Source organism: Pseudomonas fluorescens, assembly GCF_902497995.1.
Taxonomy (GTDB): Bacteria; Pseudomonadota; Gammaproteobacteria; order Pseudomonadales; family Pseudomonadaceae; genus Aquipseudomonas; species Aquipseudomonas fluorescens_BK.
In genome coordinates this window covers 1-19,860 of record NZ_CABVII010000012.1, presented here as the reverse complement: position 1 = coordinate 19,860, position 19,860 = coordinate 1, and the positions used below count along the sequence as shown (strand labels likewise).

Genomic DNA, 19,860 nt, shown 5'->3' with positions numbered 1-19,860 from the left:
TTTTCAGGAACAGCCGATCATCATGTGGAAGATTAAAGCCGTGCGCCCCGAGTGGGTGACACTGATTGCCAGCGCCTTTTTATTGACGGCCTTCAATCTTGTGCTCTGGCAACACCTGTTTGCAATCACCGCGTCTGACGGCAAAGGCATGGTCGTGCGCATGGCGTTCGGGGTGATGATCCTCGCCGCCTTCAACATCGTATTGACCCTGCTGGCTTTCCGGGCCGTGATGAAACCGGTGCTGACGCTGATCTTCATGGTCAGTGCCGGCGTGGCTTACTTCATGGGTCAATATGGTGTGCTGATCGACATCGGCATGCTGCGTAACTTTGCACAGACCAATGCGACGGAAGTACGCGACTTACTCTCGATAAAGTTGCTTCTTTATATTCTGCTGCTGGGCATTCTGCCGTCCTGGTTGTTGTGGATGACACCGGTTGGTTATCGTCGCTGGCACCGTGAACTGTTAAGTAAAGTGCTGGTGAGTATCGCTTCTGTCGCCGTAATGGGCGGCGTGGCGTTGATCAACTACCAGGGCTTGTCTTCATTGTTTCGCAATCACCATGAGCTGCGCTTGATGGTGGTGCCGAGTAACTACATAGGCGCCTCGGCCAGCTACTTGCGTGAACAAGTGGTCTCCGCACAGCAACCTTTTGTCAAAGTAGGTGAGGACGCCGAGAGAAACCCGGCCTGGCAAACCCGCGGCCGTAAATCCCTGACCGTACTGGTGGTGGGCGAAAGCGCCCGGGCCGAAAACTTCGGCATCCTCGGTTACGCCCGGGATACCACGCCAAAACTGGATAAAGAGATCGGCCTGATCGCTTTCACCAATGTGCATTCCTGCGGTACGGAAACAGCCGTATCGGTGCCGTGCATGTTCTCCGACATGGGCCGCAAGGATTACAACGCCAGCACGGCGAAAAACGAAGAGGGCTTGCTGGATGTGCTCAAGCGCGCGGGCCTCGACGTCATCTGGCGCGATAACCAATCGGGCTGCAAAGGCACGTGCGATCGGGTCACCCTCGAAGACGTCAGCAACCTGAAGGACCCGGTGCTGTGCGCCAACAGTGAATGCCGCGATGAAATTCTCCTGCAGGGCCTGCAGCACTTCATCGATACCCTGGATAAGGACACGGTCCTGGTGCTGCATCAGATGGGCAGTCACGGTCCGGAATACTTCAAGCGCTACCCGAAAGAGTACGAACGCTTTACGCCTGTCTGCGAAAGCAATGCGCTGAACGATTGCAGTCGCGAAAGTATCGTCAACGGTTACGACAACACCCTGGTGTACACCGACCACGTGCTGTCGACCCTGATCGATCTGTTGCGCAGTAATCAGGACAAAGTCGATACCGCGATGCTGTACCTGTCGGATCACGGCGAATCCCTGGGCGAATACAATCTGTTCCTCCATGGCACGCCTTACCTGCTGGCGCCGGAACAACAAAAACATGTCGCGATGCTCGCCTGGTTCTCCGACAGCTATCAAAAATCGTTCTCGGTGGACACCCATTGCCTGCAACTGAGCCGTGAAAAGCCCTTGAGCCAGGACAACCTGTTCCATTCGATGCTCGGTCTGCTGGAGGTCAACAGCAAGGTCTACCAGCAGGATCTTGATCTGTTTGCCGGTTGCCGCGGTGCGGTGATCGACGGCGTGCTGGCCAAAGAATGAAGGCCTCGACCTTTTTTCACGCTCCGGCCGCTAAGCTGCGGCCTATTCCTACAAGAGTCATTGCACATGTCTGCGCAGTCCCCATCCGCCATCGAGCTGGAGTTTACCCGGCGCTACGATCAGGAACACGCCCGCGTCTGCCGTCAGTCGCGACCGCGGGGCCTGGGGCGGCGTTTGACGGAGGATGCACAGCCCCCGCAGTTGCCTGGCAAGGCCGAGGTTGAAGGCGAATTCAGGCAGGCGGGATTACGCTTGCTCAGCCATCAGGATTTCCTGCCCGGTTGCGCACGGATGCGGGTCTATGTGCTGCGTAAGACCAGATAACCTCCCTTTGTCAGACAATTCTTGCTAACTGGCGTGTATTTTCGCTAAAGCTCTTGTTCAGTGGATGCGTGGAAATCGCCTGCGGCGATATATACTGCGCGCCATTCTTCAAGGGAGAGCCGTGTGGCCATCGATATTCACTGGATTCGCGACAACGATAGCCTCGGTCAGTTTTGCGCCGAGTGGCAGCAGCTGCCGTTCGTTGCCCTCGACACCGAATTCATGCGGGTCGACACCTTTTATCCGATCGCTGGCCTGTTGCAGATCGGCGATGGCGTACGCGCTTATCTGATTGACCCGCTGACCATCGACAACTGGCAGCCGCTGGTCGCGTTGCTGGAAAACCCGGCCGTGGTCAAAGTCCTGCATGCCTGCAGCGAAGACCTGGAAGTCCTGCTGCGCCTGACCGGCAGCCTGCCGGCGCCACTGTTCGATACCCAGCTGGCAGCCGCTTACCTGAACCTGGGTTTCTCCATGGGGTATTCGCGGCTGGTGCAGGAAGTGCTCGGCATCGACCTGCCCAAGGGCGAGACCCGTTCCGACTGGCTGCAACGTCCGCTTTCCGACACTCAGATTAGCTACGCCGCCGAAGATGCCGTGCACCTGGCGGAAGTTTTCGTACAGCTGCGTCCGAAGCTTTCCGACGACAAATACGCCTGGGTCCTGGCAGACGGCGCCGAGCTGGTGGCCAATCTGCGTCGCGAAATCGATCCGTACGAGGTCTATCGCGACGCCAAGCTGGCCTGGAAGCTGTCCCGCGCCCAACTCGCCGTGTTGCGTGAGCTCTGCGCCTGGCGTGAGCGCGAGGCCCGCGCCCGTGATCTGCCGCGCAATCGCATTGTCCGTGAGCACTCCTTGTGGCCGCTGGCACGGACTCAGCCGGACAACCTTGGCGCACTGGCGAAAATCGAAGACATGCACCCGCGTACCGTGCGTCAGGACGGCGAATTTCTGCTTGATCTGATCAAGCGCTCTGGCAGTGTGTCGCCAGATCAATGGCCGCCCGCCGTGCCGGAACCGTTGCCGGTGGAGGCCGCCGCGCTGGTCAAACAGCTGCGGGCGATCGGCCAGGCCGAAGCTGAGCGCTTGAACATCGCGCCGGAATTGATGCTGCGCAAGAAAACCCTGGAAGCGCTGCTCAAGAGCGGTTTCCCCAATGGTCCTTACCAATTGCCTGATTCGTTGCGTGGCTGGCGCCGCGAATTGATGGGCCAGGCGTTGCTGGACAGCCTGGCCACCGCCGGAGAACAGCCATGAAACGTATTTGCTCCATCTACCGAAGCCTGAAGAAAAACGAGATGTACCTCTACGTGCTCAAAAGCGATGCACTGGAACGCGTCCCGGAAACCCTGATGGCCGCTTTCGGCAAACCGCATCACGCCTTCGACCTGGTGCTGAGCCCCGAGCGCAAACTGTCGCGCGAAGACATCACCCTGGTCCTGGAAAACCTCGACAAGCAGGGCTATCACCTGCAAATGCCGCCCGCCGAGGACGAATACATCGAACATTTGCCGGAAGAATTGCTGCGACGCAACGACCCGATGTGATCGGCAGGGCTTCTGTTCAGAGCTTCTGTTCAGCGTTTCTGTGAAGAGTTCCTGTGAAGAGTCTTCTCTTGAATCACTGGAGTTGAATTTGGCGATGGCCGCGCCGATGGAGCGTTACTTCATCGGCGGTCGTCTGCACTGTTTTCGAAAGGTTTGAACCATGCGCGTTCTGATTGCTGAACACGACCACCCTGTGTACGCCCAACTGCTGCGTCAGGCAGCGCCCGACCTGGAAGTGCTGACCAGCGGCGATTCCGCCGAACTGGCCAGCCAGGCCGCCGATTGTCCGATCTGGCTGGGCCAGCCGGATTTGCTGGCGACCCTGCTGCGCCAGGGCCACCAACCGCAATGGCTGCAATCGACCTGGGCCGGCATTACGCCGCTGTTGGCTGAGGGCTTGCCACGACACTATCGCCTGACCCGGGCGGTGGGGATTTTTGGCCAGGTCATGGCCGAATACGTGCTCACCTATATGCTCGGCCACGAGCGCGAAGTGCTGCCGCGACTGGTCAGCCAGGTCGAGCGCAAGTGGGACAGCCGCCAGGGCCATAGCCTGGCAAGGCGCAAAGTGTTGATCGTCGGCACCGGTGACATCGGCCAGACCGTGGCGCAGTTCCTGCTGCCATTTGGCGTCCAGGTGTATGGCATCGCCAGCGAAGCCCGCGAGCAGGCGCCGTTTGTCGAAGTGGGTGCGCTGGCCGATTTGCCGCGTCTGGTCGGTGAAGTGGATTACGTGATCAATCTGCTGCCCAATACGCCGAACACTCACGACCTGTACGACGCGGCGCTGTTCAAGCAGTTCAAGCCGACAGGCTTGTTCATCAACGTCGGACGTGGTGTGGCGGTGGTCGATGCGGATCTGGTGGAAGCCTTGAAGGAAGGGCATCTGGCGGGAGCGGTGATCGATGTGTGTCGTCAGGAGCCACTGCCGCAACGTCATCCGTTCTGGACCGCCTGGGGCTTGCTGTTGACCGGGCATAGTTCGGCACCGACCTCGCCATCGATCATGGTGAAGTTGTTTGTCGAGAATTTGCGAGCGTACCAGGCGGGTGAAGCGTTGCGCGGGGAAGTGGATTTCAGTCGCGGGTATTAAAGACACCGCAATAAAAATGTGGGAGCGGGCTTGCTCGCGAAGGCGGTGTGTCAGTCGATACAAATGTTGACTGATACTCCGCTTTCGCGAGCAAGCCCGCTCCCACAGTTGTTTTGCGGTGTGGCTTAGAGGGTGAAATCGCCTTCGGCGGCCAATTCGCTCAATGGACGACGCGGGCTCGGCTCTTCACGCGCTTGCAGATACTCCGCCAGCGTCGCCTTGTCGCCCAGCTTGCCGATCGCCACTGCCGCATGCAGCGCGTAGCCTTCAGGAATGTTCAGCTCCTTGCGGGTCAGCTCCTGATCGAAACCGGCCATGCCGTGGGTGTGCCAGCCACTGATGCTCGCTTGCAGCGCCAGATGGCCCCACGCCGAACCGGTATCGAAGGTGTGCCACAAGGCCGGGGTTTCTTCGCTGGCGCCAGGCGCCACGAAGGTGGTTTTCGAGACGACGATCACCAGCGCCGAGGCGTGTTGCGCCCAGCTGCGGTTGAATTCGTTCAACAGACCCAGGTAACGCTCCCAGTTCGGCGTGTCGCGACGCGCGTAGAGAAACCGCCAGGGTTGCGAGTTGTACGCCGATGGCGCCCAGCGTGCGGCTTCGAAGAAGCTCAGCAGGGTCTCGACAGGAATGGTTTCGCCGGTAAAAGCGCGGGGCGACCAGCGATCGGTAAACTGAGGGTGAATGGCATAATCGGCAACGCGTGGATTAGCGCTCATCGAGAGATTCCTTGCTACGGTTGAAAGTGAGGGGCGTCTGAAACCTGCGGGCGCAGTTGGGCTGAGCGATGAGGTTTGTCGAGTGCCTGGGCAGCTCACCTGAATGCGACGCGGTCGAGCGTTAATGGCACGCGGGTCTGGCCCCTTGCGACGGGCAAAGCTACTTGGCGGCGCAAAAACTGACAAGCCCTGTCGACCGGCAGTCGCCAATGCTTGGCCCGCAAGGGCCTTGGCACTAGACTGGCGGCCTTTTCACCACCTGATGTCGATGTTGAACCATGGCCGCTAAAGTCGAACCGTTCTGGATGCGCAAAACCCTCGATCAACTCGATCAAGAGGAATGGGAGTCGCTGTGCGATGGCTGTGGCCTGTGCTGCCTGCAAAAGCTCGAAGATGAAGACGATAACTCGGTCTATTACACGCGCATTGCCTGCAAGCTGCTGGACCTGAAAACCTGCCAGTGCATCGATTACCCCAACCGTCGTGACTTCGTGCCGGACTGCATCCAGCTCACGCCAGGCAAGGCCGACGAGTTCAAATGGCTGCCACCGACTTGCGGTTATCGACTGGTCAGCGAGGGCAAGGACCTGCCGCTCTGGCATCACTTGGTGTGCGGTGATCGCGACGCCGTGCACCACGAACGAATTTCACAATCCGGGCGCATGCTCGCCGAAGGCAGCGTGGCCGAAGAGGATTGGGAAGACCATCTGATTTTTCGGGCGGGTTAACGTTTCACCAAGGAGTGTGTATGGCTGTGGGATTGCGCCAGGCGTTGGCCGTCGGACTGCTGGCCCTGAGCTCGTCCGTGTGGGCCGCGAAGAAGGTCGATCTGGATTATCACGTGCGCCTGTTGCCGCAAAACGATCAGGCCGAAGTGCGCCTGACCCTGGCCCAGGGCTCGGCGGTACGCAGTCTGGATTTCGACCTGGGCGATGGCAGCCTCTACAGCGACTTCAAGGCCGACGGCCAATGGCAACTCACGCCGGGCAAGCCGGTGCGCGGTGTCTGGCAGCCTGCCACCGACAAGGCCAGCCTGACCTACCGCGTGCGCGTCAGCCACGGTCGCAAGAGCGGCAGCTTCGACACTCGCATGACCCCGACCTGGGCGTTGATGCGCGGCGACGATCTGGTGCCGGCCGCCCGACTTGATCAGCAGGACGGCATCGAGCTGGTTTCACGCCTTGAATTCGAATTGCCCAGCGGCTGGAAAAGCGTCGAAACCGCCTGGCCGCGGATCGGCAAGAACAAGTTTCGCATCGATAACGTCTCCCGATTGTTCGACCGGCCCACGGGCTGGATGCTCGCCGGCCACCTGGGCAGCCGACGCACGCGATTGGGAGAAACCGAAGTTACCGTCGCCTCGCCCCAAGGCCAGGGCATGCGTCGCATGGACGTGCTGACGCTGCTGACCTTTGTCTGGCCGCAAGTGCAAGCGGTGTTCCCGCGTCATCCCACCAAGCTGCTGATCGTCGGCGCCAATGACCCGATGTGGCGCGGCAGCCTGGCGGGGCGCGAATCGATTTACCTGAACACACGTCTGCCGCTGGTCAGCGAAAGCGGCACCAGCGCGGTGGTGCGCGAACTGGCCCAGATGTTCGGCCGGATCAACGACCGGCAGCGCAGTGACTGGATCAGTGAAGGGTTTGCCGAGTATTACGCGATCGAACTGGTGCGCCGAGCGGGCGGCATGAGTGATGAGCGCTATGAGAGTCTGCACGGAAAGCTGGTCAAGGACAGCCAGAAGGTCACGACATTGCGCGGTGAGCAAGTGAGCCCGGCACAGGTGTCCAGGTCGGTGTTGTTGCTACAGGAGCTGGATCGCGAGATTCGCCTGAAGACCCGCAACAAGCGTTCGCTGGATGACGTGCTGCGCGGGGCGATGCGTCTGGAAAGTGTAGATACCAAGGAACTTGTTCAGCTCGCCGCGAGCGTGATTGGCGAGTCCTCCAAGGTCCTCGACACCGAGTTGCTTCAGTAATACCGCCTTCGCGAGCAAGCCCGCTCCCACAGTTGATCTCGGGTGTTCACACATTATGTGTTCACCGCGGAACCCTGTGGGAGCGGGCTTGCCCGCGAAGAGGCCATAAGCCCCACTACTAAATCCCGGATCAAACCCCGGTCTTAGGCGACTTCAAAGAATCATTACCCGTCACGGTAGCGGTCTTGGTCGCCGCGTCGGCATTCGCCTTCAACCGCCCCAACTCTTCCCCGGCCCGTTCGATCTTCGCCCGCACGTTATTCATATCCTGGCGGCTTTTTTCCAGCAGGCTCTTGACCGAACTGTGCCCGGTAATCCCGCGAGCCAGCGCCACGCCGCCGATCGCCACTTGAATCAACCCGAACACACCGCCGCGACGCAGACCCTTGCTGACCATCACCACGCCACCGGCCACGGAGCCGATGCGCTCCCAGCCTTGAACGTTCTGGTCGGAATGAGTCTGGAACGGGGTGGACTCGATGCGTTCTACCCGTGTGAGTTCGCTCATGATCTGTCTCCTGGCTGGATTGGCTGCTTCAAGAATAGATAATTAAGCTGACTGCCGAGGCGGGCGGCTTGTTCCATCGGATGTGCAATGATTCAGCGGAATTTCGGCCCCGAGCGGGTGTTGAGGCCCTTGGCCATGCGGTCGTACAGCACGACGTTGACCGTGGCCGCCAGGTTCATGCAGCCAGTGGTCGGGATGTAGATCACGTCTTCACACCAGTCGCGAATCGCTTGATCCAGCGAGCCGTCTTCCGGGCCGAAGATGTACAGCGCGCGATCCGGGTGAGTGTATTCCGGCAGAGAACGGGCGCCTTCGACCAGTTCCACCGCGACCGGGACGCAGCCCAGGGGCAGGATTTTCTTCAGGTCGTCGATACCGATCAGCGGAATGTCGTAATGGACGCGCTTGGTGTCGGTGACGAAGTCCGCGGCACGTTCATAACGCTTGCCGGTGTAGAACACGGACGCGGCGCCATAACAACCGGCGGCGCGCATCACCGAACCGACGTTTTCCGGTGATTTGGGGTTATACAAACCAATGCAGCTGTACCGTTTGTCTGCCACGAGCGGGGTGCCTTCGGGGAAAAAGCGCGATTATACGGGGATTGGGGGAGGGGTGTCCGGTTTGGAGACTTGCGGTGACTGAACCGACCTCTTCGCGAGCAAGCTCGCTCCCACGGGGTTCTGCGGCGTATACAAATTTGTGATGACCGCCAATCAGTGTGGGGCTTGGGCTATTGCTATCGCGAGCAAGCCCGCTCCCACAGGGTTCTGCGGCGTATACAAAATTGTGATCACTGCCAATCACTGTGGGGCTTGGGCTGTTGCTATCGCGAGCAAGCCCGCTCCCACAGGGTTCTGCGGCGTATACAAAATTGTGATCACTGCCAATCACTGTGGGGCTTGGGCTGTTGCTATTGCGAGCAAGCTCGCTCCCACAGGGTTCTGCGGCGTATACAAATTTGTGATGACCGCCAATTACTGTGGGGCTTGGGCTGTTGCTATCGCGAGCAAGCTCGCTCCCACAGGGTTCTGCGGCGTATACAAATTTGTGATGACCGCCAATCACTGTGGGGCTTGGGCTTGGGCTGTTGCTATTGCGAGCAAGCTCGCTCCCAGGGTTCTGCGGCGTATACAAATTTGTGATGACCGCCAATTACTGTGGGAGCGAGCTTGCTCGCGAAGGGGCCAGTCGGGGCGCTGAATTTTATTCGTCTTTCTTCAACAGTCCGGCCAACGCCGCAAACGGGTTATGCGTCGCCTTGGCGATCTTCGGCGAACTCAGCGAGCCTTCGTCAAAATACTGCTGGTCGGTATACCGCGAGTGTTCATTGTCGTGGCAATACAGGCACAACAATTCCCAGTTCGAGCCGTCCTGCGGATTGTTGTCGTGGTTGTGGTCGCGGTGGTGCACGGTCAGTTCGCTCAGGCGCTTGCCGGAGAACTCGCGGGCGCAGCGGCCGCACACGTGCGGGTACATCTTCAGGGCCTTGTCGCGGTAACCCATTTCCTTGTCGCGCTGGTTGTCGGCGAGGATGCGGTCCAGCTTCGACGTGTTGGTCGCAGGTGTTGACGAACTCATGGGTTCACCTTTGTAAAAAGACTGATGACGGTTATGGACATAGTTTAGCTCAGCCCTTGAGCTTCTCGGCAACCCAGATGGTGTGGCGGGTGCCTTTGTTGCCGTGGGCGAAGACTTGCACTTCTTCGGCCTTGAAGCCGGCTTTTTTCAGCTTGTCGGAAAACTGCCGGTCAGCGCTGGCCGACCACACCGCCAGCACGCCTTTGGGGCGCAGGGCCTTGGCGCAGGCGCTCAGGCCTCCAGCGGAATAAAGCCAACTGTTAGCCTTCTGGGTCAGGCCTTCGGGGCCGTTGTCGACGTCGAGCATGATCGCATCGAAGCCCTGTGGCTCGGCTTGCAGCACTTTGGCCACGTCTTCCATGCGGATCACCGTGCGCGGGTCGAGCAGCGGGTTCCCGGCTTTCTCGCCCAGCGGTCCGCGGTTCCATTCCACGACGCCGGGCACCAGTTCGGCGACCACCACTTCAGCCGTCTTGCCCAAATGCTTGAGGGCCGAGGCGAGGGTGAAGCCCATACCCAGGCCACCGATCAACACCCGCGAATCCGCTCGGCCGGCCACCTTGCGGCACGGGATCTCGGCCAAGGCATCTTCGGAACCGTGCATGCGCGTGTTCATCAACTGCCCGCCATCGCCCCCCTGGATCTTGATGACGAAATCCTCACCGTATTCGAACAGGCACAAGGCACCGCCATTTTCAGGAATCGGAGTGGTGTCGAGCAGAACGAAACGTTTCATTGGGGCACTCTTGAGGGGAAATCGGCAATCAGGGGCAGGCAAACAGCGGCGGTTGAGAGTAGCCTGCAAAAAGACTACAAGGCCAACGGAGCCATTGATGAAGCGCACCATTCTAACGGTCATTGCCCTGGCCGCGCTCTCGATAACTGCAGTGCAGGCCCAGGAACAACTCACCACTCCCACCAGCCCCGGGCCGTTGCCCGGTTCACCCGGAACCGCGACGCCGACGCCCTACCCGCAGATCACCCCGATCAGCGTGCCCAAGACCGGACCCGGCAGTGGCGGGCCGCCGCTGTTGCCGCCGATCGAAATGCCTAACCCGCCCAAGGACCAGACGTTGCCGGGGCTTGAGCAGAACAGCACGAAGATCAAGTCGCCGGGCGGTTAAGGCGAGGACGATTGGCCGTCCGCCCTGGTCCCGAGACCGGGCAACAGGGCCAGTTTTCTCAGGCAATGCCCAAGACTTTAAAAACAAATGCATACTCGAGTGCTACGTCACGCAAGCCCTGGTACCGGCCGCTCATCCCGCCGTGCCCGGCGCCCAGTTCGGTCTTGAGCAACAGGGGATGGGTGTCGGTTTTGGTTGCGCGCAACTTTGCCACCCACTTGGCCGCTTCCCAGTACTGCACGCGACTGTCGTTGTAGCCGGCAATCACCAGGGTCGCCGGATAGGCCTGCGCGGTGACGTTTTCGTACGGCGCGTAAGCCTTGATCCGCTCATAGACGTCCGGCTCTTGCGGATTGCCCCACTCGTCGTACTCGGTGACGGTCAACGGCAGATCCGGGTCGAGCATGGTGTTGAGCACGTCGACGAACGGCACTTCGGCAATCGCTGCACCGAACAACTCCGGGCGCATGTTGAGTACGGCGCCGATCAGCAATCCACCGGCGCTACCGCCGCTGATTGCCAGTTGCCTTGGTGTAGTGAAGCCGTTGTCGATCAAGTGCTCGGCGCAGGCGATGAAGTCGCTGAAGGTGTTGTGCTTGTGTTCCTGCTTGCCGGCTCGATACCAGGCTTCGCCCAATTCACCGCCGCCACGCACGTGAGCGATGGCAAACGCCACGCCGCGATCCAGCAGACTCAGGCGTGCATGGGAGAACCATGGGTCGAGACTTTCGCCATACGCGCCGTAGCCGTACAGATAAAGGGGTGTCGGCTTGCCCAGGGCTTCGCGTTTGACGACGAGGCTGATCGGCACTTTCGTACCGTCGGGTGCGGTGGCCCACAGACGCTGGCTGACGTAGGCATCGGCATCGAACGGGCCCAGCACCGGGGTTTGCTTGAGGACTTTCTGCTCGCCGGTGGCCAGTCCCAGCTGGCGGATTTGCGCCGGACGGTTCAACGCTTCGTAGCGCAGGCGAATCCTGTCGCTGACGAATTCCAGGCTGTTCTGCACGTGAAGGCTGTAGGCCGCATCCGGCAGTTGCACACGGTAGCTCGGCAGGTCTTGCGGATGGACTTCGATCACCGGCAAGCCACCGACCCGCAGGCTCAGGGTCATGGCCCCGGCGTTCAGGCTCATGCCGTCAATCATCGTGGTGTCGCTGTGGGGAATCAGGTTCTGCCATTGCGCCAGGGTCGGCGCGACGCCGGTATCGACGGCCGTGTACAGAGCAAAGTTGATGCCGTCGCGATTGGTGCGAATGAACCAGGTCCATACACCGTCGAGCACACCGTGGTCGACGTCGTATTCATGGTCTTCCACCCGCGGCGCTACGCAGGCAAAGGTTTGCTGCGGCTGGAATGCGTCGAGCACCCAGACTTCGCTGGTCGTCTTGCTGCCCACGGACAGCAGCAATTGTTGCTCGGAACTGGACCGGTAGCAGTGCATGAAGAATCGACCGTCCGTTTCATGGAACACTTCTTCGGCCGCTGTGCCATCCAGTCGATAGCGGTACAGTTTGTGCGGGCGGTGGGTGTCGTCCAGTTCGCCAAAGAACAGCGTCAGGCTGTCGTTGGCCCAGGTCATGCTGCCGTCGCAGTCCTGGAATTCCAGTTCGCTGACACGATCATTGGACAATTCCTTCACGAACAGCGTGAAAATCTCATCGCCCGTGGAGTCGATGCTGTAGGCCAGGCGTTGGTGGTCCGGGCTGATGCTGAACGCGCCCAGGGAAAAGAAGCCGCCCTTGGCCAGTTCGTTCGGGTCCAGCAGCAGTTGCTCCTGGCTTTCGTCGAGCTGCAGGCTGTCGTCGGCGGGGCGCGGGCAGCGGTAGTGACGGGCGTATTCGTCACCCGCCGTGGTGCGCGTGTAATACAGGTACGGCCCCCAGGGGGAGGGCAGCGACAGGTCGGTTTCGAGAATCCGGCCTTTGATCTCTTCGAACAGGGTTTCGCGCAGCCCGGCCTGATCGGCGGTTTGCGCCTCTTGATAACGGTTTTCCGCTTTCAGGTAGTCGAGCACCGCGTCGGTGTCGCGCTCCTGGAGCCAGGCATACGGGTCATCGCCTTCGGCCTTGCGGGCGATCGGGGCGTTGGTAATGTTGGCGGATAGGGGCATGAAGGGCTCTCGTGCAATGTGCGGAATAGGGTTTGCGGGCAATGTCTGGTGCCCTGCAGCCCCTGTAGGAGCCAGGCTTGCCGGCGAACCGAGCGCTGCGGTGTATCTGTCGCACTGCGTTATCGTTCTTCGCGGGCAAGCCTCGCTCCTACAGGGAGCAAGCCTGACGGGCGAAAAGTCGTTACTATAAGCGCCTCTTTGCCTGCCTTGCCATGGACACCATGACCGAGAACGACTATCTGATCGCTTGGGGCCTCTACGCCTTCGCCGCTTTAGGCTGCCTGTTAGTGTGGATGCGCATGACCCGCTGGATGTGGCGCTGGCTGCGTGAGCCGCTGCGGCTGCTGGTTGTCGTGCTGCTGTTCAGCCCGACCATCATCGACCCGGTGAAGGAAAAGGTCGCCCCGGCCATCGCCATCACGGCCCTGGATCTATTGTTCAAGGTCGGCAACAACGCCTGGCGGGCGATTTCCGACCTGTTCATGTACGGCATACTCGCATTCGTCATCTACCTGATCTTCGTGGCGATCCGTTTCATGATCGAGCGCGGCTCCAAGGCTCGCAAGGCGCAGGCCGCCGCCGCCCAGGCTGCGGCCAGGGCCGACGCACCTGAAGAAGATCAGCCTTTCGGCGGTGCCGGCGATGATCGTTACGGACGCCCGCCAGTGCCGAGCAACCCTCAGCGTTCGCGGGTCGAACCGCGTTTGTAACCTTGCCCCTGCATTAAATCGAGAGTCAGAACATGTGTGAGTTATTGGGCATGAGCGCCAATGTCCCGACCGATATCGTGTTCAGCTTCACCGGGCTGATGCAGCGCGGCGGCCGCACCGGTCCGCACCGCGACGGTTGGGGCATCGCCTTCTATGAGGGCCGAGGCCTGCGATTGTTCCAGGACCCGGCGGCGAGCAGCGAATCGGAAGTCGCGAACCTGGTGCAACGCTATCCGATCAAGAGCGAAGTGGTGATCGGGCACATCCGCCAGGCCAACGTCGGCAAGGTCTGCCTGTCCAACACCCATCCGTTCGTGCGCGAGTTGTGGGGGCGCAACTGGTGTTTCGCCCACAACGGCCAACTGGCGGACTTTCAACCCCTCACCAGTTTTTACCGCCCCGTCGGCGATACCGATAGCGAAGCGGCGTTCTGCGACGTGCTCAATCGGGTGCGTGCCGCCTTCCCGGAACCCGTGGAAGTCGAAGAACTGCTGCCGGACCTGGTGGCCGCGTGCGCCGAATACCGCAGCAAAGGCGTGTTCAATTGCCTGCTCAGCGACGGCGACTGGCTGTTCTGCTATTGCTCGACCAAACTGGCGCAGATCACCCGCCGCGCACCGTTTGGCCCGGCGCGCCTGAAGGATGTCGATGTGATCGTCGACTTCCAGGCCGAAACCACGCCCAACGACGTGGTCACGGTGATTGCCACCGAACCCTTGACCGAAAACGAAACCTGGACCCGCTACGAACCGGGCCAATGGAGCCTGTGGCGGCGCGGCGAATGCGTCAGCCAGGGCCAGACCGAATAAGGACACGCAACCATGTTGCTCAGTTATCTACGGCTGGTGTTGTTTGCGGCGGGCCTGTTGATCGGTGTCCAGGTGCCGGGGTTCATCGGCGATTACGCGAAACGGGTCGAGGCCCATCTGATCGAAGCGCAGACCGGTTTGAGCGGTTTCCAGGGGACTGCCAATCAGTTTTTTAAGGGTGACATGCAGGCGCTGGTAGCCCATTACCGCGCCAGCGAAGACCCTATCTTTCGCAGCGATGCCGATAGCCTGAACACCCTGCTGACCCGCCGACAAGCCCTCGATAAACAGTTCCAGGCCATGCAGGGGCCGTGGTATATCCGCTTCCTGCAAGTGGTCCTGGCGGCCGATCCGGAAATTCGCAAGGAAACCTGGAATGGCTACAGCTACCAGATCCTGCTGACGCCGCCAGCGATGATCTGGGGCATGAGCGGCGCGCTGCTGCTGTCATTCGGCGTTGAATGCCTGTTCCGGCTGATCGACTGGGTGGTGCTGGGCGGCAAACGCCTGCGCCAGAGCCGGCCGATCGAGGATCGGGATGTGCGGGGGCTGTAAGCAAAAGATCAAGATCAAGATCAAGATCAAAAGATTGCAGCCTTCGGCAGTTCCTGCAGGGGAACGCATTTCAATGTAGGCGCTGTCGCAGGCTGCGATCTTTTGATTTAGCTAACCGAAGGTTTGCTCAATACGATGTAACCCTCTCCCATCTTGCGCGCATACCCGTCCAATACCTGCTGACACAACGCCACAATCTCCTCGACCCACTCCACCCCGGTCCGCCACGACACCACCACCTGCAAATTCGGCGGCCGTTGCTCGATGGCCAGCAAGGTCAGTTCCCCTCGCGCCAGTTCCTCGGCCACCAACACCGGCGGCAACGCGCCAATACCGAAGCCATCCCGCAGCAACCGGGTGATCGCCGACACCGAGTTCACGCAGTTGAGCCGCGGCGCCATGACGCCGTTGGCCTGCATCAGACTCAAGATGTCCTGATGCGGATGTGAATTTTTCGAGTAAGTGATAATCCGCTCCCGAGCCAGGTCGACGATGCCGGAGTACTCGCGGTTGTAAATCGAATTACTGGCAACGATCCAGCCCATCGGGTGACTGGCCAGCTCCAGGCTGCGCACACTTTCCTGGCGCAACAGGTCGGTTTGCAGGATCAGATCGAGAAAGCCTTTTTGCAGCTGATCGCAGAGGTTGAGCGCTGTATCGGCCACCAGTTCGATCTCCACCAGCGGATAGTGATCCATCATCTGTGCCACCAACGGGCTGAGCCACGTGTGAATCACCGTGTCCATCACGCCGACCCGCACGCGACCGACTTTGCTCGAGCGCGTCTCGATCGACTGCTTGAGTGCCTGCATGGTGTCCATCATCTGCTCGGCATAGTCGAGCACTTTCAGGCCTTCGGGCGTCAGGCTCACGCCGCGGGAATCGCGCAGGAACAGCTTCACGCCGAGCTCGCCTTCGAGCACCGCGATTCGGCTGGAAATCGATGCCTGGGTGGTGAAGAGCTTGTCTGCCGTCAGGCGAAAACTCTTGAGTCGGGCGACCCAGACAAAGGTCTCGAGAAACTTCAGGTTCATGGGGTCAGCTCGTGGGATAAAGTTTTTCTTATGTCTAGGGCGGGTTTTTATTAGTTGGACGCAGCAGGGTCAAGCGCAAAGAATCAGGTTGTCCGGTTCCCACGATAGGCGTCGTCGGGGCTCAGAACAATACCAATAAAAACTAGCGCGGAGATTTGCCATGAGTGCGCCCGACACGCTCGACATCCCCAAGGTAACGCCACGGCCGGGACCTTTCGACTGGTACCGCAACATCAATCAGCAGGAACGCCGCACCTTCTGGAGCTGCAAGATCGGCTATGGCCTGGATGGCATGGACACCCAGATGCTCAGCTTCGTGGTGCCGACCCTGATTGCCATGTGGGGCATCACCACCGGTGAAGCCGGGTTGATTCACACCAGTACCCTGATAGCTTCCGCCATCGGCGGCTGGGTGGCGGGGATTCTTTCCGATCGCATCGGTCGCGTGCGCACCCTGCAACTGACCGTATTGTGGTTCGCCTTCTTCACGTTCCTCTGCGGCTTCGCCCAGAACTACGAGCAACTGCTGATCAGTCGCACCTTGATGGGTTTCGGTTTCGGTGGTGAATGGACCGCCGGTGCGGTATTGATGGGCGAAGTGATTCGCGCCAAGGACCGCGGTAAAGCGGTGGGCATGGTGCAATCGGGCTGGGCACTGGGTTGGGGGCTGACGGCGATTCTGTATGCGCTGCTGTTCTCGGTATTGCCACCGGAAGACGCCTGGCGCGCATTGTTTCTCCTCGGCATCGTGCCGGCGATTTTCGTGATTTTCGTCCGCCGCCTGGTCAAGGACCCGGAAATCTACCGTGAAGCCAAGGCGAAGCAGGAGCCGAGCAACCCGGCGAAGTTCTACGAGATCTTTGCCCCCGGCATCCTCTTCACCACGATTCGCGCTTCGGTGCTGACCACCGGTGCGCTGGGCGGTTACTACGCGATTACTTCCTGGCTGCCGACTTTTCTGAAGAATGAACGTGGCTTGAGCGTACTGGGTACGGGCGGTTATCTGGCGATGGTGATCGTCGGTTCCTACGTTGGCTATGTCATCAGCGCGTATTTGACTGACATCCTCGGCCGCAAGAAGAACTTCATCCTGTTCGCGGTCGGCTCGTTCATCATCGTGCTGCTCTATACCCAACTGCCTGTCAGTAACGGTGTGATGCTCTGGCTGGGCTTTCCCCTGGGTTTCTTTGCCTCGGGTATTTTCAGCGGCATGGGCGCGTTTCTGACCGAGCTGTTTCCGACGCGGATTCGCGGCTCGGGCCAGGGCTTTTGCTACAACATCGGCCGGGCGCTGGCGGCGTTGTTCCCGCTGTTGATCGGCTTGATGAGTCAGAAGGTGCCTTTGAGCGTAGGCATCGGGGCGTTTGCGGCAGTGTCCTACGGGGTGGTGATCCTGGCGGCCTTGAGTCTGCCGGAAACCCGCGGCAAGCAACTCGAAGCCGAATAACCTGATGCCCGGCAACTGATCATCTGCGGGCAAATGCCCTGAAGATAAAAGAATAAAACCTACAGGAGTGTTCATCGTGAACCGCCTGCTATTGAACTGCGACATCGGCGAGAGTTTCGGCAACTGGACCCTGGGTCTGGACGCCGAGATCATGCCCTTCATCGATTGCGCCAACATCGCCTGCGGCTTCCACGCCGGCGATCCGAGCATCATGCGCAAGACTGTCAGCCTGGCCCTGAGCAACGGCGTACAGATAGGCGCCCATCCGGCCTATCAGGACCTGGTGGGATTTGGCCGACGTTCCATGGCCTATACGGCCCAGGAGCTTCAAGACATTGTGCATTACCAGATCGGCGCCCTCGATGGCATCTGCCGGGCCCAGGGCGGGCGGGTGAGTTACGTCAAGCCGCACGGCGCCATGTACAACGACATGATGGCCAACCCGGCGCAATTGCGCGCGGTGCTGCAGGCGGTGGCTGCCTATGACCGCAGCCTGCCGCTGATGCTGATGGCCACTCGCGACAATAGCGCGGCCCGGCAGTTGGGCGAGGAATACGGTGTGACCCTGTGGTTCGAAGCTTTCGCCGATCGTGCCTACGACGCCGCGGGCAGGCTGGTCTCGCGGCAACTGCCCGGGGCGGTGCATCACGATCCGGAGAAAATCATTGAACAGGCACTGACCATCGCCCGTGGCGGCCATCTCACCGCCAGCGACGGCAGCGCCTTGCATTTGCAGGCCAACACCCTCTGCGTGCACGGCGACAACGCCAGTTCGGTGGCGGCCGTGCGGCGTATCCGCGAAGCACTCGATCAGCAGAACGCATCATGAACCCGCGCGTGGAAGTGGTGGCGCTGGACTGTCTGATGGTGCGTCTGTTCGATGCGATCAGCGAAGCGAACATGCCGTGGATACACGCGGCCAGCGAAGGTCTGCGCGCTGCGTTCGCCGGACATCTGATCGATCTGGTGCCGTCCTATACGACGTTGATGGTGCATTATGATCTGACTTCACTGAGTCCGGCCCAGGCTCGGGAGCTGATTGCCGAAGCCTTGATCGATCTGTCGCCCAACGCCCGCACCCATGGCAACTGTCATGTGCTGCCGGTCTGGTACGACTTGAGTGTCGGTCCTGAGTTGAGCCTGTTGTCGCAGCGCAGCGGATTGGCGGTAGATGAAGTGATCCGCCGCCATAGCGAACGCGAGTATCAGGTGTTTGCGTTGGGTTTTGCGCCGGGGTTCGCCTTCATGGGTCTGGTGGAAGAAGCCCTGGCCGCACCGCGCATGAACACTCCGCGCAAAAAGGTCGCTGCCGGCAGTGTCGGCATCGCCGAACGCCAGACGGCGGCTTACCCCGTGGTTTCGCCCGGTGGCTGGAACCTGATCGGCCGGACCCCGGCCAAATTATTCGACCGCGAACGCGACGGCTACAGCCTGATGCAACCGGGCGACACCGTACGCTTTGAACCCGTCGGTCATGCCGAGTTCATCAACCTGGGCGGTGACGACACGCCACTGGAGGCACTGGCATGAGCCGTCTATCCATAGAAGCGAGTACCCCGCTGTGCCTGTTGCAGGACGCTGGCCGTTTCGGCGTTCGGCATCTGGGCGTGACCCAGGGCGGAGCACTGGATTGGCGATCGATGTCGTGGGCCAACTGGTTGCTGGGTAACCAGCTGGATGCGCCGGTGATCGAGATTACCCTCGGCGGTTTCAGCGTGTTGGCCGAAGAGGATTGCGTACTGGCCTTGGGTGGCGCGGACCTGGGAGCGCACATCGATGGCGAGGTGTTGGCGCCGTGGCGCAGTTTCAGGCTGCACAAAGGTCAACGACTGCAATTCACCCAGCCGTTACGCGGGGCGCGGGCCTATCTGGCGGCGCCGGGGGGATTCGAAGCGCCCGAGGTCCTGGGTAGCCGGGCGACAGTGGTGCGCGAAGAACTCGGCGGTCTCGATGGTATGGGGCGCCCGCTGACAAAGGGGCAGTCGTTGCGCTATTCGGGGAACTCGCTGATGCTGCTGCGGGAGTTGCCTGCCGATCAGCGACCGGACCTTAATCTCGCGGCACCGCTGGATCTGGTGCTCGGCGCGCAGATCGGTGAGTTCAGCGGGCAGAGTCTGTTCGACGCGTTCAACAGCGTCTGGACCCTCGACAGCCGTGCCGATCGCATGGGCATTCGCTTGTTGGGAACGGCGTTGGAGTACCAGGGCAAACCAATGATTTCCGAAGGCATCCCGCTGGGCGCGGTCCAGGTGCCGCCGGACGGGCAGCCGATCGTGTTGCTCAATGATCGGCAGACCATCGGCGGGTATCCGCGGTTGGGAGCGTTGACGCCGTTGGCGTTGGCGCGGCTGGCGCAGTGTTTGCCCGGGACAACCGTGAGATTGAAGCCGGTGGTGCAGGAGGTGGCGCATCGGGAGCAGGTCGAGTATCTGCGACGATTCATAACCCGCTAAAAGCTTCGCGAGCAAGCCCGCTCCCACATTGGAATCTGGTCATACACAAATAATGTGTTCGCTGGAGATCAACTGTGGGAGATTCTATGGTTGAGGGGAAGCCTCAACCTGCTTTCGGTTGGTATTCGCTCTGCCCTTTCAGTAGGGCGAATACGATTCGAGCGAGTTTGCGAGCCAGTATCACCAGTGCTTG

21 protein-coding genes and 1 pseudogene are annotated in these 19,860 nt (G+C 60.4%); 15 read left to right on the top strand and 7 right to left on the bottom strand.

Annotated features, from left to right (window positions below):
• The first annotated feature begins 22 nt into the window (after positions 1 to 22).
• The 5 genes and pseudogenes from F8N80_RS15380 (at position 23) to F8N80_RS15360 (ending at position 4,636) form a co-directional block, all read left to right on the top strand.
• Positions 23 to 1,672 carry a phosphoethanolamine transferase gene (locus F8N80_RS15380; protein WP_150784219.1) on the top strand — a complete coding sequence of 550 codons (1,650 nt, stop codon included), beginning with the start codon at positions 23 to 25 and terminating at the stop codon, positions 1,670 to 1,672.
• A 201-nt stretch (positions 1,673 to 1,873) separates the two neighbouring features.
• Positions 1,874 to 1,996: pseudogene (locus F8N80_RS32185) on the top strand (class I SAM-dependent methyltransferase); the annotation flags it as partial.
• A gap of 123 nt (positions 1,997 to 2,119) precedes the next feature.
• Positions 2,120 to 3,253 (top strand): ribonuclease D, encoded by a 1,134-nt coding sequence (gene rnd, locus F8N80_RS15370; protein ID WP_150745876.1) that lies wholly within the window; start codon positions 2,120 to 2,122, stop codon positions 3,251 to 3,253.
• Entirely contained in the window at positions 3,250 to 3,543 is a 294-nt protein-coding gene (locus tag F8N80_RS15365; protein ID WP_150745875.1) for a YcgL domain-containing protein, read from the top strand. The genes rnd and F8N80_RS15365 overlap by 4 nt, the downstream gene beginning before the upstream one ends.
• Before the next feature lie 160 nt (positions 3,544 to 3,703).
• On the top strand, positions 3,704 to 4,636 hold the full coding sequence (locus F8N80_RS15360) for a D-2-hydroxyacid dehydrogenase (protein ID WP_150745874.1): 933 nt from the start codon (positions 3,704 to 3,706) through the stop codon (positions 4,634 to 4,636).
• Positions 4,637 to 4,761: 125 nt separating this feature from the next.
• Here F8N80_RS15360 and F8N80_RS15355 read toward each other — a convergent pair whose 3' ends face one another.
• Positions 4,762 to 5,355: a nitroreductase family protein gene (locus tag F8N80_RS15355; RefSeq protein ID WP_150784217.1), complete on the bottom strand. Its 594-nt coding sequence runs from the start codon at positions 5,353 to 5,355 to the stop codon at positions 4,762 to 4,764.
• Between the two features lie 278 nt (positions 5,356 to 5,633).
• On the opposite strand from F8N80_RS15355, the gene F8N80_RS15350 reads away from it, so the two are divergent.
• Both F8N80_RS15350 and F8N80_RS15345 read left to right on the top strand, forming a co-directional pair.
• On the top strand, positions 5,634 to 6,083 hold the full coding sequence (locus F8N80_RS15350; RefSeq protein WP_150745872.1) for a YcgN family cysteine cluster protein: 450 nt from the start codon (positions 5,634 to 5,636) through the stop codon (positions 6,081 to 6,083).
• Positions 6,084 to 6,103: 20 nt separating this feature from the next.
• Positions 6,104 to 7,333, top strand: coding sequence for a hypothetical protein (locus F8N80_RS15345; protein ID WP_150745871.1), 1,230 nt, complete (start codon positions 6,104 to 6,106; stop codon positions 7,331 to 7,333).
• Between the two features lie 130 nt (positions 7,334 to 7,463).
• On the opposite strand, the gene F8N80_RS15340 is transcribed toward F8N80_RS15345, so the two are convergent.
• The 4 genes from F8N80_RS15340 to F8N80_RS15325 all read right to left on the bottom strand — a co-directional run bounded on the left by F8N80_RS15340 (position 7,464) and on the right by F8N80_RS15325 (position 10,158).
• Positions 7,464 to 7,841 carry a YgaP family membrane protein gene (locus tag F8N80_RS15340; RefSeq protein ID WP_150745870.1) on the bottom strand — a complete coding sequence of 126 codons (378 nt, stop codon included), beginning with the start codon at positions 7,839 to 7,841 and terminating at the stop codon, positions 7,464 to 7,466.
• Positions 7,842 to 7,933: 92 nt separating this feature from the next.
• The gene (locus tag F8N80_RS15335; protein WP_150745869.1) at positions 7,934 to 8,404 is read right to left on the bottom strand and encodes an RNA methyltransferase; all 471 of its coding nucleotides are present in this window, start codon (positions 8,402 to 8,404) and stop codon (positions 7,934 to 7,936) included.
• Between the two features lie 643 nt (positions 8,405 to 9,047).
• Entirely contained in the window at positions 9,048 to 9,422 is a 375-nt protein-coding gene (locus F8N80_RS15330; RefSeq protein ID WP_150745868.1) for a YajD family HNH nuclease, read from the bottom strand.
• A 49-nt stretch (positions 9,423 to 9,471) separates the two neighbouring features.
• Positions 9,472 to 10,158, bottom strand: coding sequence for a spermidine synthase (locus tag F8N80_RS15325; RefSeq protein ID WP_150784216.1), 687 nt, complete (start codon positions 10,156 to 10,158; stop codon positions 9,472 to 9,474).
• Between the two features lie 97 nt (positions 10,159 to 10,255).
• On the opposite strand from F8N80_RS15325, the gene F8N80_RS15320 reads away from it, so the two are divergent.
• The gene (locus F8N80_RS15320; RefSeq protein WP_150784215.1) at positions 10,256 to 10,546 is read left to right on the top strand and encodes a hypothetical protein; all 291 of its coding nucleotides are present in this window, start codon (positions 10,256 to 10,258) and stop codon (positions 10,544 to 10,546) included.
• A gap of 58 nt (positions 10,547 to 10,604) precedes the next feature.
• Here F8N80_RS15320 and F8N80_RS15315 read toward each other — a convergent pair whose 3' ends face one another.
• Positions 10,605 to 12,659, bottom strand: a complete 2,055-nt coding sequence (locus F8N80_RS15315) for a S9 family peptidase (RefSeq protein WP_150784214.1) — start codon at positions 12,657 to 12,659, stop codon at positions 10,605 to 10,607.
• Between the two features lie 212 nt (positions 12,660 to 12,871).
• Here F8N80_RS15315 and F8N80_RS15305 point away from each other — a divergent pair, with 212 nt between their 5' ends.
• Genes F8N80_RS15305 through F8N80_RS15295 form a run of 3 tightly spaced genes read left to right on the top strand, consistent with a single transcriptional unit; the run spans position 12,872 to position 14,733 of the window.
• On the top strand, positions 12,872 to 13,369 hold the full coding sequence (locus F8N80_RS15305; RefSeq protein WP_150745863.1) for an MFS transporter: 498 nt from the start codon (positions 12,872 to 12,874) through the stop codon (positions 13,367 to 13,369).
• A gap of 32 nt (positions 13,370 to 13,401) precedes the next feature.
• Entirely contained in the window at positions 13,402 to 14,178 is a 777-nt protein-coding gene (locus F8N80_RS15300) for a class II glutamine amidotransferase (protein WP_150745862.1), read from the top strand.
• Positions 14,179 to 14,190: 12 nt separating this feature from the next.
• Positions 14,191 to 14,733 carry a DUF2937 family protein gene (locus F8N80_RS15295; RefSeq protein WP_150784213.1) on the top strand — a complete coding sequence of 181 codons (543 nt, stop codon included), beginning with the start codon at positions 14,191 to 14,193 and terminating at the stop codon, positions 14,731 to 14,733.
• Positions 14,734 to 14,840: 107 nt separating this feature from the next.
• Here the strand turns inward: F8N80_RS15295 and F8N80_RS15290 are convergent, their stop codons facing one another.
• Positions 14,841 to 15,767, bottom strand: a complete 927-nt coding sequence (locus F8N80_RS15290) for a LysR family transcriptional regulator (protein ID WP_150745860.1) — start codon at positions 15,765 to 15,767, stop codon at positions 14,841 to 14,843.
• A 160-nt stretch (positions 15,768 to 15,927) separates the two neighbouring features.
• On the opposite strand from F8N80_RS15290, the gene F8N80_RS15285 reads away from it, so the two are divergent.
• The 4 genes from F8N80_RS15285 (at position 15,928) to F8N80_RS15270 (ending at position 19,667) form a co-directional block, all read left to right on the top strand.
• Complete coding sequence (locus F8N80_RS15285; RefSeq protein WP_150745859.1) at positions 15,928 to 17,214, top strand: MFS transporter; 1,287 nt, start codon at positions 15,928 to 15,930, stop codon at positions 17,212 to 17,214.
• A gap of 76 nt (positions 17,215 to 17,290) precedes the next feature.
• Complete coding sequence (locus tag F8N80_RS15280) at positions 17,291 to 18,043, top strand: 5-oxoprolinase subunit PxpA (protein WP_150784212.1); 753 nt, start codon at positions 17,291 to 17,293, stop codon at positions 18,041 to 18,043.
• Complete coding sequence (gene pxpB / locus F8N80_RS15275) at positions 18,040 to 18,744, top strand: 5-oxoprolinase subunit PxpB (RefSeq protein WP_150784211.1); 705 nt, start codon at positions 18,040 to 18,042, stop codon at positions 18,742 to 18,744. The genes F8N80_RS15280 and pxpB overlap by 4 nt, the downstream gene beginning before the upstream one ends.
• Entirely contained in the window at positions 18,741 to 19,667 is a 927-nt protein-coding gene (locus F8N80_RS15270) for a biotin-dependent carboxyltransferase family protein (RefSeq protein WP_150745856.1), read from the top strand. The genes pxpB and F8N80_RS15270 overlap by 4 nt, the downstream gene beginning before the upstream one ends.
• The last annotated feature ends 193 nt before the right edge of the window (positions 19,668 to 19,860 follow it).